General features: G+C 38.5%; 15 protein-coding genes. 1 reads left to right on the forward strand and 14 read right to left on the reverse strand.

The window, feature by feature from the left end:
* Positions 1-106: 106 nt before the first annotated feature.
* From ACTNA4_RS11940 to ACTNA4_RS11960, 5 genes are all read right to left on the reverse strand, one after another.
* Positions 107-742 (reverse strand): HEAT repeat domain-containing protein, encoded by a 636-nt coding sequence (locus ACTNA4_RS11940; RefSeq protein WP_441030252.1) that lies wholly within the window; start codon positions 740-742, stop codon positions 107-109.
* A 258-nt stretch (positions 743-1,000) separates the two neighbouring features.
* Positions 1,001-1,462, reverse strand: coding sequence for a DUF4304 domain-containing protein (locus ACTNA4_RS11945; protein WP_441030254.1), 462 nt, complete (start codon positions 1,460-1,462; stop codon positions 1,001-1,003).
* Between the two features lie 346 nt (positions 1,463-1,808).
* Positions 1,809-2,612 (reverse strand): ATP-binding protein, encoded by an 804-nt coding sequence (locus ACTNA4_RS11950; protein ID WP_441030256.1) that lies wholly within the window; start codon positions 2,610-2,612, stop codon positions 1,809-1,811.
* Between the two features lie 225 nt (positions 2,613-2,837).
* On the reverse strand, positions 2,838-3,230 hold the full coding sequence (locus ACTNA4_RS11955; protein WP_441030258.1) for a hypothetical protein: 393 nt from the start codon (positions 3,228-3,230) through the stop codon (positions 2,838-2,840).
* A 336-nt stretch (positions 3,231-3,566) separates the two neighbouring features.
* Positions 3,567-3,899 carry a winged helix-turn-helix transcriptional regulator gene (locus tag ACTNA4_RS11960; RefSeq protein WP_427808446.1) on the reverse strand — a complete coding sequence of 111 codons (333 nt, stop codon included), beginning with the start codon at positions 3,897-3,899 and terminating at the stop codon, positions 3,567-3,569.
* 126 nt (positions 3,900-4,025) lie between these two features.
* On the opposite strand from ACTNA4_RS11960, the gene ACTNA4_RS11965 reads away from it, so the two are divergent.
* The gene (locus tag ACTNA4_RS11965; protein WP_441030260.1) at positions 4,026-4,589 is read left to right on the forward strand and encodes a flavin reductase family protein; all 564 of its coding nucleotides are present in this window, start codon (positions 4,026-4,028) and stop codon (positions 4,587-4,589) included.
* 50 nt (positions 4,590-4,639) lie between these two features.
* Here ACTNA4_RS11965 and ACTNA4_RS11970 read toward each other — a convergent pair whose 3' ends face one another.
* The 9 genes from ACTNA4_RS11970 to ACTNA4_RS12010 form a co-directional block, all read right to left on the reverse strand.
* Positions 4,640-5,254: a DUF1801 domain-containing protein gene (locus ACTNA4_RS11970; RefSeq protein ID WP_441030262.1), complete on the reverse strand. Its 615-nt coding sequence runs from the start codon at positions 5,252-5,254 to the stop codon at positions 4,640-4,642.
* Entirely contained in the window at positions 5,251-6,438 is a 1,188-nt protein-coding gene (locus ACTNA4_RS11975) for a cation:proton antiporter (RefSeq protein ID WP_441030263.1), read from the reverse strand. Before ACTNA4_RS11975 ends, ACTNA4_RS11970 begins: the two co-directional genes overlap by 4 nt.
* Positions 6,439-6,548: 110 nt before the next feature.
* The gene (locus ACTNA4_RS11980) at positions 6,549-7,004 is read right to left on the reverse strand and encodes a C-GCAxxG-C-C family protein (RefSeq protein ID WP_441030265.1); all 456 of its coding nucleotides are present in this window, start codon (positions 7,002-7,004) and stop codon (positions 6,549-6,551) included.
* 602 nt (positions 7,005-7,606) lie between these two features.
* Positions 7,607-7,891, reverse strand: a complete 285-nt coding sequence (locus ACTNA4_RS11985) for a hypothetical protein (protein WP_441030267.1) — start codon at positions 7,889-7,891, stop codon at positions 7,607-7,609.
* Positions 7,892-7,932: 41 nt separating this feature from the next.
* On the reverse strand, positions 7,933-8,916 hold the full coding sequence (locus ACTNA4_RS11990; protein ID WP_441030269.1) for a helix-turn-helix transcriptional regulator: 984 nt from the start codon (positions 8,914-8,916) through the stop codon (positions 7,933-7,935).
* Positions 8,917-8,931: 15 nt separating this feature from the next.
* Complete coding sequence (locus ACTNA4_RS11995) at positions 8,932-9,138, reverse strand: hypothetical protein (RefSeq protein WP_441030271.1); 207 nt, start codon at positions 9,136-9,138, stop codon at positions 8,932-8,934.
* Positions 9,139-9,187: 49 nt separating this feature from the next.
* Positions 9,188-9,730, reverse strand: a complete 543-nt coding sequence (locus ACTNA4_RS12000) for a histidine phosphatase family protein (RefSeq protein WP_441030328.1) — start codon at positions 9,728-9,730, stop codon at positions 9,188-9,190.
* A 181-nt stretch (positions 9,731-9,911) separates the two neighbouring features.
* The gene (locus ACTNA4_RS12005; protein ID WP_154433191.1) at positions 9,912-10,313 is read right to left on the reverse strand and encodes a (deoxy)nucleoside triphosphate pyrophosphohydrolase; all 402 of its coding nucleotides are present in this window, start codon (positions 10,311-10,313) and stop codon (positions 9,912-9,914) included.
* 1 nt (position 10,314) lies between these two features.
* On the reverse strand, positions 10,315-13,074 hold the full coding sequence (locus tag ACTNA4_RS12010; RefSeq protein WP_441030273.1) for a DUF3427 domain-containing protein: 2,760 nt from the start codon (positions 13,072-13,074) through the stop codon (positions 10,315-10,317).
* Position 13,075: the final 1 nt, after the last annotated feature.

Here is a 13,075-nt window from a genome sequence, read left to right on the forward strand (position 1 = left end):
TGCCATAACCTATCCTCCATAATTGTAGTGAAATAGTCTAAATATCTATCGACTACAATTATAGGCAAAACTTGAGGATCAGGAAATCCGCAGGAATATTTGGCGCTTACGGAAGTTCTTCTTTTACTAGCATTTTCTCGAGCACATCGATTATTTCAGAACGATTATCCTGGTCTACACTTAATTCCAGTGTATCATATACAATATAACGAATATATGGATTAGTACTTTTTAAAAATTTCATGATTTTCTTAAGCATTTTTTTATCACCAAATCCATATAATGCATAATAACACTCTAATCTACAACGTTCTGATACCATAATTTTATGTGTTCTCAATAATTTATTAACATAATTTATATCTTCATCATGTTCGTCAAATAATTTGAGCGCAACTTCGCCCCATGATGTTATAGCATAAGAACAAGCAAGTTCATCCTTTTCTCTTTCAATTGCCTTTCGTAAAAATTCTTCTACATCAGCAAATTTAAATCCAGACAAAGAGGTATATGCTTCTGCTCTTACTAAGGAATCTCTATCCTTCGCAAGTTGAAATAATAATTTCTTTGAAGCTTGATTCTTAACATCAAAGAGAATTGTAGCCACTTCAAATCTAATCACTGAGCTTTTATCTTTTGAAAGCCGCATCAACTGTTTGAACTCTGTCTTTGTAATTCTATTTAGTCTCACATAATTTCTTAACAGGAGTTCTTTATCCTGATATGTTCTTCTCCTGGTCAAGACTGATTCCTCCCTTCAAAATATCTCAAACATAACAAAATTATTGTATAAATATCAGCTTTATTTTAACCTCACATAAACCCATTTCACAATAGAATTAATGGATCTTTTATAAATCGTTTTCTCTTCTCGCTCTTCCATTCAGATAATACAGACATACTTCCGCATCGTAATAATACCCTCTATACCTGAACGGATTTCTCTCCGCCAGTCCATTCCCAGAGCCATATAGAAGCCCAAAACTCCTTAAGCACCATACTATTGATCAAGCTGTAGCTTTTTTATAATATTTTCTTTTTCCTCTAGTGTATAATCATCATAATATTCCATGATCTTTAATACAGTTTCTTTCCCTTCAAGTAGTGGTGGCATAATAAATTCATCAAATGCTTTATCAAAATACGGCTTTAATTCTTCCGGTGTATATAACTCATATTCTATCAAAGCAGTCATATAATAGTCTCCTTCATCTATATCCTTCGACAAAACACATACACGCCCATAATAATCTGATTCATACGTAGTCGGGTATAATTTAGGATTTTTGAATTCCCCAATGAAAAAATCAAATTCAACATAATATGCCTCAGCCATTGATTTTTGCAAATAAAGGCCAACCAAAATTCCTTCACCGTTCAAATAATAAGTTTTTTTCCTTTTTTTAAAACCTCGTTTTGTAAATTCTTCATGGCAAAAATCTAAAAATTCTTGTTTAGTCATCTTTCTCCTCCTGGTAAAATTCTAAACGCATAATGTTTTTCCACCTAGTTTTTTATTATATTTACGTAGATGTGTATTCCATCGAAGATTCCATATAGTCACTGCATTCCTCAAACTATTTACATTTCAATATGGCTATATCCCCATTTTTTTCTAAGATAGTTCACTTCATTAATAGCAAAATCCCCCATTTTCATAAGCTTTTTTATCGTATAATCTGGCAAACTAATAAAAAAACACAAATCTTTCCCATGTTAGCGTCGGGAGAAATTAGCCATTTATTGTCGGGAGAAAATGACCAATCTCAGTCGGACAGAAATAACCAATGCATCAGCTTTTCCTTTCTTTAATGTTGTGCTTTAGGTAGTGCTGATGGAGCACCGGCTGATAATGCTATTGTTTCATAGTTTTTTCCACGGTAACTGTTTCCTTTAATCATGAATACTGTGGCATCGTCAAATATACGGTCAAGGGCACATAACAGGGAGGAATCTTCGTTGAAGAATTCTCCCCATTTATCCGGTCCTTTATTGCTTGTAAATATCATAGTGTTTGGCCCTTCCTTATTGTATCTTCGGTCAATGACATCAAAAAACATTCGGGTGTTTTCTTTGTCAAAAACGCATCTGCCTATCTCATCAATGATCAGACAAGATGGTTTTACCAGGCCATTTATGGTACTGCTTTCCCGGCCATACTTCCGGGCATCAGTCAAGCGTTGGTTTAGTTCAGTTGCTTTTAAGAAATACGCTTTCAGACCATTCTGGCAGCATTTGCGTCCATATGCCATCGCAAGATGTGTTTTTCCAACTCCCTGCGGGCCAATGAACGCAAGATTTTTATGTGCGTAGAGAGTCGAAAGGGATGGCAGATTGTGCAGGGCATCTGTTTGTTTTCCATGAAGCTGACCGAAATCAAAATTTTCAAAAGTTTTTGGCTCTTTTAATGGAAGGCGGCTCAATCGGAGCAATGTTGAAACAATGTTTTCTTTCTTCTTTTGCTGCAGATAAGTGAACATTTCAGCAACTATCCGTATATTTTCTTCACTATATTCATGGTCGACTGCGAGCTGTGCCATTTCCTGTGCATTCAGATCAAGATTTAAATAATCAGCAGCATCCTGGATCTGTTCAAAAAACGATTTATTCATCCCACAGTCCCTCCTCAAAGTTAAATTTACTAAAACCGGAATCATACGGAGGCGGATTAAGCTGTTGGATATGTATCTTTACCGGTGCAGTAGGTCTTTCTTCCGGTTGTTCTGTAACATACTGGTCTTTGCAGAAGCTGTCCCGGCGACTCCATGTAACATCATGTGATGTGAGCACTTTTGTCATTTTTGAGTCGTATATGTAGAGGATGTAGCCATCTCTTTTTACACGGCATCCACATGATCATTACCGATATATTCCGTAAATTTTGGGGGTACATTTTCAATGTCAATTCCGATACTGATTCCGTGATAGTGCTTCAGCGGCAGTTTGTATTTTTTCTCACGCTTATTTTCAAGAATAATCAAGCAATCATCCGGCATCAGATATAAAAACTCATTACCAATTTCCCGCTCAATACGACCTTCTTTGCAAAAATGGATACCCACGTAATTATGTCGATATTTCTGTTCTATCAGAGCGAAATCAAAATCACCCATGTGAGCAGACACATATGCGACTTCTACACCGGGAAACAGATGATAAACAGTAATATGAGCATCGCCCGTTTCGTCATTAAATGAATATTCTGTTATCTCTTTAATTTCCTTACCCATACTATTTCCTCGCTTTAGATGTATGCAATTTTAGTTTTTCTTGAAAGAAGATAAAGCCTTCGGCATCACACGTTGTCGCATACCACATTGGTTTACACAAAGTATTCCCAGAAGCAAGATCAAACATGCTCTTATTAAAGTTAGTCTATTCTAACATCAACCTTCTAAAATAGCGGCAGGCACAGTCACCCGCCGCTAATTCATTTATTATACTCGCTATTGGTAAAAAAGTCAATTCAAGAAAACTAACTTCAGCATTGAAAGGTAACAGAGCGCATTACTGAAAATTTCATGTGTTCGACAAATTCTTATTCGCTGTCTTTGACGCTTATAATATTATTCTCTGTTCTTTTCCCCCCAAACACATAACTGGTCTAAAACTTCCATAAGTGATTTACCGCGATCACTCAAACTATATTCAACTTTTGGTGGTATCTGAGGATATTCTTTTCTAATAATAAGTCTATCTGCTTCCAATTCTTTCAAATTATTGCTAAGTGTTTTGTCCGATACATTTTTCAGATAACGTCTCAGTTCATTGAATCTTACAACTTCAAATTCCATCAGACAATAAAGAATAACCATCTTATGTTTGCCTGATATAAGCGAAAGTGTATAGCTGAATCCAGTATCCTCAAAATTTGCGTTCTCAATATAATTTTTAATCATTTGATACTTTCCTTTAAGATAGTACCTGTTTTAAAAGACAGTACTTGTAATTTTTCCGTTACTTGTTACAATTATATACACAGATAAAATTCCTGTCAATTCAGTATAAGAAGCGAGGTAATCATAATGAGAAAGAAACTTGATATAACAGAAGGGATTTTCCCTATGCCGGTCTTAATGGTAACAACATACAATGATGATGGTTCGGTCAATGTTATGAATGCTGCCTGGGGCACTATGCAAGCAAGAAACACTGTAGCTCTCCAATTAACAGAATCTCATAAAACAGTAAAAAACATCAAGGCAAGAGGTGCCTTTACGATAAGCATTGCTGATGCCTCTCACGTCGTAGAAGCAGACTATTTTGGTGTTGAATCAGGAAACAGAGTTTCAAACAAATTTGAAAAAAGTGGTCTTACCGCAAGTAAATCTCCAAATATAGACGCACCTATCATCAATGAATTCCCCCTCTGTCTAGAATGTAAATTTATTGAATACCAAAATAATACATACGGCGTTGGTGTCATCGGAAAAGTAGTTAACGTTACCGCAGATGAAAAGGTTATGATTGATGATAAACTTGATATGTCTTTAGTAAACGCTATCGCATTCGACCCATATACACACGGTTACTATCGAGTAAGTGAAAGAGTGGGTGAAGCATTCAAAGACGGTTTACAGCTCAAATAATCCCACTTTCATTTAGTAAGGTCTTTCAGAACTGAAAGGCCTTTATTAAACTATTTTTTCTCCGAAAACTCATAGGCCTGTACCACCCATGCAAACAGTTCTTCGTCCAAATCAGACATTTTACCGATTACAATATGCGTTGTCCATCGTCCGGGGTAAGGTTCTGTTTTTACTGCTACACGCTCAGATTCCAGCGGATAAGGAAGCCCTTTAGAAAACTGTACTACAGCAGCAGGGCCCGGATACAAGCCGATATGTTTCTTCGAGGCAGCAAAATGAATAATGTTATGACCTTTCCAGTAGGTTGGCATACTCCATGAAATGCGTTCTTCCGCCTCCGGTAATGCACTGTGAAGAATCTGACGGATATAGCGCAGGTCTTCCTGCTTATCCTCATCCTGGCTCAAGATATATTCATCAATCGTCTTTGGCTTTTCACCGCAGTAATGACTCTGCCCCTTTTTCTTGAACTCTCTGCCACATTTGGGGCATTTCCACATAGGGATTTCCTCTCTGTCTCTTTCCTGAAGAACCACTTCAACAATATCACCAAAATTCTTACCAAGCTGCTTACGTATCTGTTTTGTAACGCCAATGATGTAACACGGAGTTCCCATTTTTACGACTTGCCCACGGTACGGAATACCATCGAAAGTGGCATTCACCTGCAGACGGCCTTTGCCAAAAAGCTCTTATACGACAAATCAATGGCAAATGCCCCAAGCGGTGCTGTGAGAACTATTGCAAGTACCGCTACTGTCAGCACGATATCTCCACAGGCCAAACCTAACGCGAGAGGTATTCCTCCAATCGCAGCCTGTACCGTTGCTTTTGGAGTATATGCCATCATAGTAAATAATCTCTCTTTTCTATTAAGGCTAGTACCTAACAAACACACAAATACACCAAGCATTCTAAAGAATAGTGCTCCAACAATGACGATAATAGCCTTAATGCCAACTTTACCAAGGTATCCAATATTCACTGTTGCGCCCACCAGTACAAATAAGAACACCTCTGCCGCGACCCATAATTTCCCATATTTGACTGAAAGCCTTTTTGCAACTACTTCTCTTTTCTTCTGCAATCCTATTCCAATAAACATAATTGCTATCAATGCTGAAAAAGTAATTGAAGTTGTTAACCTATCTTCTATTACAACGAGTAAAAGTGAGATACTTAAAATAATAAGTACTTTCGAAGTATCTCTGATATGAACTTTCTTAAAGAAATATGCCAGCATAACTCCAATTATAAGTCCTATTGCAATTCCCAGGAATATCGAAACCGGAATATTGATAAATCTGATTATTGAAGCACCTTCCCCCTGCATCATTCCAACAAACGTAGAGAATAATACAATAACATAAACATCATCTACGGATGCACCGGCAAGTATAAGCTGAGGGATTCCTTCTTTTACACCATATCCTTCCTCCATAAGTTTCACCATTCTTGGAACCACAACAGCAGGGGAAACCGCAGCAAGCACAGCTCCCATAACAGCAGCTTCCAATAATGTGATTCCCATAAGTTTAGGTGCAAATAAAATCATTCCCAAAATTTCAAAGCTCGCAGGGACAAAACACATTAGAACCGCAGGTCTTCCTATTTTTTTCAGTCCCGATAAATCCAAACCAAGGCCAGCTCTTGTCAATATGATGATTAGCGCAATTTTACGAAGTTCCGGGGAAATCCCAAGAATACTCTCATCCAGGAGATTCAGTACATAAGGTCCAAGCACAACGCCGGTAACTAACATTCCGAGCAAACTTGGTAATTTAATCTTTTGGCATATCCATCCCATAGACATACCTAAAATCAGAATTAAGGAAATACTTAGCAACATGAAAAATCCTCCTTACAGACGCAGAAAAAGCTGATACTTTCTGCGTGAATTTAGTCGCAGAAGTCATCAGCTTTAATAAGCGGCTTAATTCAAGTACGCCTCAGCGAAAATCACATTTCTTCAGAACTTTTCTCTCTGATAACAATTTCTGCAACTTTTCCAACAGTTGCTTCAACAAATGTAATACACTGTGCTTTTCTCTCCGGAGAATTCTTTTCTTTTCCACGTGTTAATACTCTGCAGCATGTCGCGCCACAGGTCTCTTTAAAGAAATCCTGCAGTTCTTTTGTCACTTCCTGACATTTGGTAAATGCAGGATCTCCCGGGATTCTTCTTCCAAAGAAATAACCGAGACACATCGTTCCGCCGGCCAGAGCACCACAAATGCATCCTCCTCCTCCAAGTCCCCACGGAAAACCGGATGACATTGCAATGGCATCATCTGATAAATCTAATTCAAAGCCTTTTTTGATTGCGTAAATGACTGCTTCTGAACAGGCAAAGCCTTGCTGGAAGATTTCAACCGCATCTTTCTTCATCTCTTCTATATCAACATCGTATCTCATATCGAACCCTCCCTTCTTTGTCTTTTATTATAATGCGGCACTGATATATTATCAATGTGCAAATTGACTTTCTAATAAAAGCCCAAAATTAAGAGCTATTTGATCTTTCTTTACAAATCAAATAGCTCTTTTAATGAAATTCTAGAAGTTTCACTATATAACCTCTCTTTCTATTAATTTTGTCCAATTAAATTTATCTATTTCATTGGACCGACCTCCTGTTTTTTGAAGTTGTCTCTTCTTTTCTTTTGTTGATTATATATTATCATTTTCCTTTTCGTTTGTCAATACTATTATGTAATTATTTTTTTATTTATTAATTATTATCTGACATTTTCGCAAACTACAAGTCTGGTTAAATATTTCAGCGACACCTTGTATTGCAGAAAATATGAGTTCTTTTTGCCCAACATACACTGTATAGCCATTAAAATGATTTTCAATAAAGTTATCATAATTTGTTGTGATAACACCAGCCAGATTTTTCTCAGATAATCTCGATAGCATATCTATTTCTTCTTTGTATCTATCATCAACAGAGAAACCCGCTGTGATATATGATGAAACTTCCGCTTTAAAAGGAGATAATCCATCCTTAATTTTTATCCTGTACTTACGGTTCTGATCGACGGATCAGCAAACCATTTTTCATCGTAATCAGCCTGAATTAATTCTGCTATTTTGGTCATCACACCAACAGGACAGTCCATTTTCTTTGCCCTATTTTCATATGCACTATACGCAAAGTCATCATTATTCACTTGCTTTGCAAAGTGCTCAAGTAAGCCCTTCCAGTCTGGAAGGTTACAATACCGTCGTGTTATTCCTGAACCCAAGAATAAAAAGGGTGTTGTATTAAATTTTTCAACAACATCTGAAATTTTCATCAATAATCACTCCCTATTAGTAAATAGCACTTATCACGCATTCAATAGCTTCTTAGAACATCCTGCAGATATGCCTTATATTCTTCCTTCACATTCTCCGGACCGGTAATCTTCATCCCGGATCCGATACCAGTTACCCACCCAAAGAACTGCGGACTTACTGATACCAGAACTCTGGTTTTAAAATGACCCTCTCCCTGCGGGATCAACCAGACATCATGTCCAAAGCGATCGATGATAACACCGGCCAGTTCATTCCTGCATTCCAGCGTGACTTCCGCATCTACACCGCCGTACATTCCAAAGGTCTTCTTAGCGAATGCAGCCAGATCAAAGTTCCTGAAGGAATCTTCCCCTTTACGGTCTGTTTCCAGGATCTCAGTATTCTGCATCTTATCTACACGATAATGCTTGATAATTCCAGCCGATGCATCATAAGCTACCAGATAATAATTCTCATCATCCCAGGTCAGTGCCCACGGGCTGACAACATAGAATGCACCGTCTTTTTTCAGTTTCAGTTCTTTCTTAACAGTCCACTCTGCATAATGGAACTTAATTTCCTTATTCTCGTAAATTGCAGTATGAATGTAGTCCACATTGTAATAAACAGTTTCATTCTCTGTCTTCGGACGGTTTACAATGAAAACATATTTGGAAAGCATTGCCGCATCCGTCCTACAGCAGAGCTTCTCTAATTTCGTTATCAGTTCCTTGGATTTCTTCTCCGTGATAAACTTAGAGGACTGTACAGCATCTACCAGGAGCTTTAACTCAGGCAATTCAAAATCTCTGGCCCCAATATAATAGCCAGGATTCTTTCCTTTCTTCTGCTGGATATCCAGTCCGAATTTATCAAGGATCTCCATCTCTGTATATATCGTTCTTCGATCCGTACTGATGCCATATTCCTGATCCAGAATCGTGCATAATTCCGATGCATTCAGCATGTGCGTATCATCGGTACGTTCCAGAAGGATTTCCATCAAATATAAAGTACGGAGCTTCTGATCAAAGGAAGCCATCTCGATCAATCCTCCTTATGATTTTTCTAATTTATCTTTGTCAAAATAGACCTTATCACCTTCATTAATATCTCGTTCATAGAGCATGGCATCTTCTTCCTTCACTCGCATCTCTTCACCAAAAGAATCAACGAGTGTAACGACAGCCATAACCGGTGCACCTTCTTCCCGTTCTTCACAACCAAAATCCAGGTCTTCCTCAATTCTTTTTACAGTATACATGATTTGTTATCTCCGATATATATCATTCCAATTTTTTGCTATTTTCTCATCATTCAAAATCATATCGCAGAATCTGGCAGTTTTTCACTCCAAATGCGGCGTATTCTGCATTTGTCATCTCGTAGAAATACGATTGAACGACTCTGGATATACCATTATGTGCTACCAGGATATAGGTCTTATGATCCGATTCTTCCTTAATCTCATCCAAAAGATTGTAAATTCTCTGGGCTAAGTGCAGCATAGATTCGCCACCTTCATATCTGCAACAAAAATCTTCCTTGGCTTTCTTAAATTCCAACCCATCTCTGGCAGTGGACTCCCACTTTCCAAAGTTTTGTTCAATCAATCTCGGCTCAACCCTGGCAGGAATTCCCGTGATCTCCGCGATATGTCTGGCAGTATCTGCAGCACGCACTAGCGGAGAATACAAAATTTCATCTGCCTGAATTCCTTCTTCCAGAATCCTTTTTCCAGTCTCCATTGCCTGCTGATGACCTATATCTGTCAGGGCAATGTCCGTCGCACCACATATTTTATTTTCTACATTCCACACTGTCTGTCCATGTCGGACAAAATATACACATCCCATGTTCTTCTTCCTCCATTTCTTTTCGCATTCGTATGTGCTCTTCTCTTCCGCAGGTTTATTATTAACAGGATTCTTGCCATCAGCAATACGTTCAATATATTTCATGGCAACTTCCAACTTTTGCATATCAATCTGCATATTCTTACTTCACCACCTTAGTGGTCCATTAAATTTCTCTGTTTTAGTTCATATGCTGTCTGATTTTATCAATCAATGTAATATCTGCCGGCAGCCAGGCAACACTCTCCAGCTGATCTTTGGTAAGCCATTTCGCCGCCTCAGCCTCTTTGAGTTCCAATTGACCTGTGATAACTTCAGCCCAAAAACAATCCATAGAAAGATGGAATGTCGGATAATCATATTCTATCGTATCAATTAATTCTCCAACTTTGATTTCCGTGCTAAGTTCTTCCATGATTTCTCTTTTCAGTGCCTGCTGCGGAGTTTCACCCGGCTCAACCTTGCCACCAGGGAACTCCCATCCGCCTTTCAGGTCACCATAGCCCCTGGCGGTTGCAAAAATCTTATTCTTTCGCTCCATATCGTTACAAATAATGGCTGCGACTACTTTCATTGTCTTCATATTATTCCTTCGTCAATCCAAAATCATATTGCAGATACTCTGGCAATTCATTCTCCATATGAATATCAAACAGGTATGTTCCATTATCCCCGTCTGTCTTGCGAGGATTCGACATTTTTCCTTTTCCTACATAAGTAAAGGGAAGAACCAAACCATTCTCTGTGGTCATCTTGCGGATAAATACATGTGCAAATGTGCTCTTCATCAGTTTTTCAAGATGTGACTGCGGGAGATTTGTCATAGACTCCCACTGGAACAAATCCGGCTGCAGGAATTTATCCTTATAATTCAGCTTATCTGCTTCCTCCAGATCCTTCTTCAATGATGCGAAAATCACTACATAGTCATCATAATAGTAGGTTCCTACCATAATATTTCCAGGGTTCTTCAGGAGCTTTAATTGCACCTGATCCATTCGGTAATTCAGCCAAAGCTTAAAGCCCGTCTCGTTTCCATTGTCGATTACATAGCGGATCAAACCATACTCGATGAGATCCTGCACATACTCCAGAAGCTGATCATCCATAGGTACAGAAAGTCTCAGAATATTCTTGTCTTTTTCAACAAACTGCAGATATGTCAACACATGCTCCAGCTCTGCCAGAACAAATCCTTGAACTGTTTCTGTCAGGTACATTACTATCTCCTGATATGTTTTCGGTCCGTCGAGCAGTAACTTCACGATCTGATACTCATGTACACGCACAAGTGGAAGCAAACCAGACAGATAATTGATAAAATCTATCTGTTTCTCCGTGAAGACCGGCAGGTTCTCCTCGCCGATACCTCTGAGAAAATTATAATAGCTGCAGTTCTTCTTTCCCCTCGTCTTAATACTCATAAAACGAATCAAATCCGGAGCACAGTCATTGTTGATATAATCTACATGACGCGGATAAAATTCTGATCCGATGTATTTTTTGAAATTGAAATAATCCTGCTTCAGATACTTCAGAGAGTTGAAATTCTCTTTATCAATGTATTCCAGGATCTCTTCCTTGCTCAAATCATCAATATGAATCTCTACACCGTAATCAGCCAAACCAAGAGCTGTAAAATCATCCTTCACTAATGATGCAAGCAATCTTTTCTCCATAACAAAGTTCTCAGATAAAGACCCCAACGCAAAAGCGATCTGCACACTTCGCTTATAGCTATTGCCGATAAAGTCCAGCACGGTAACATACTCCTTATTGGTATATTTACGCAATCCACGGCCAAGCTGCTGAATAAAGATCGTCGTAGACTCGGTTGGTCTAAGGAACAGCACCATATTCACACCGGGAATATCGACACCTTCATTCAGGATATCCACCGTGAACAGAATCTCAAGATTATGAGCATCATTTTGCAAATCATTATAAGCTCTGACACGCTCACCGATATCATTGCGACCAGTCAGATAAGCGGTATGATACCGCTCTCCCAAAGCTTCACACATCATTCTGGCATGGGTAACATTTCTACAGAACGCAAGTGCTTTCAGCTTTCCTTGTGGACGATGCTTCTCAATCTGCTCGGCAATAAAATCGCAGTGATCTTCCTTTGCCATCTGCGCAATCATTCTGCGTTCTTCATTTCCGGTCAGCCCATAATCCACCAGCTTGTCTCGAATACCAAAATATTTAAACGGAACAACCAGATCATTGGCGATCGCATCACGCAATCTTAGCTCATAAGGCACATTATGGTCAAACAATTCGAAAACATCCTGGTTGTCCATACGTTCCGGTGTAGCAGTCAAACCAAGTAAGAATTCCGGTTCAAAATAACCGATAATCTTTTTATAAGTCTCTGCTGTGGCATGATGACACTCATCAATAATAATATAATCAAATTCATTCTTTGAGAATAGCTCCAGTGTTTTGCACATGGTAATGTTCGTGGCAAATACAAAATCTGCATCCGATTGTTTACTGGTACCGCTATAGATTCCATAGGATACATTTTTACCGAATACCTCCTGGAAGGTCTCCAGGGATTTTCTCAAAATAGATCCTTCATGTACAATGTAAAGCAATCTCTTCGGGTTGAAATTCAATGCATCAAAAGCTGCCAGATAAGTTTTTCCACTACCTGCCGATGCAATCGTGAGCGCACGGTTAACACCTATGGCACGGTAACGATTCAACTCCTTCAAGGCCTTCTTCTGCATATAATTCGGCTTGATCTTTGACGCCGACAGATCATAATCCATATCCCAGCGCTCAATTGCATAACTTAGTCTCTGGGCATATTTAACGATCAGTTCTGCATTCAGTAATTTCGTCGCGGACCATTTTTCTTCAAATTCTTTCAACGCATCATCATATGCACCGTTTACAAAATAGTCCTTTACCGATACATCCCATTCAATATTTTTAAGAAGCGCATATCGTGTGATATTTGAAGAACCAATCACTAACTCTCTGTGATCATCGAATTCGAAAAGATAACCCTTGGAATGGTAGCCAAGAGTCGAATAATCGGTACCATGAAAGCTCTCATAATCCAAATGGCATTGAAAATTAGAACATCTTCCCATGAGCGCATAGAAACTCTTCAAGGATTCAATATCTGTGAAATTCTGGTAAGTTGAGGTGATGATACGTCCCTTACACCCTCTTTCCACAGCTGCTTCAATATCCTTGAACAACAAAACAAGGCCAGCTTTCTTAATAAAGCTGACAGAGAAATCAAAAGACTTACAATGCCTTAGATTATCTTTGATCTTGTCCAGAAAAGTAATCTCTGTATAATTTGTTAAAAACTGATGTTCCAAG

The organism is Bariatricus sp. HCP28S3_A7 (assembly GCF_052066375.1).
Taxonomy (GTDB): domain Bacteria; phylum Bacillota; class Clostridia; order Lachnospirales; family Lachnospiraceae; genus Allocoprococcus.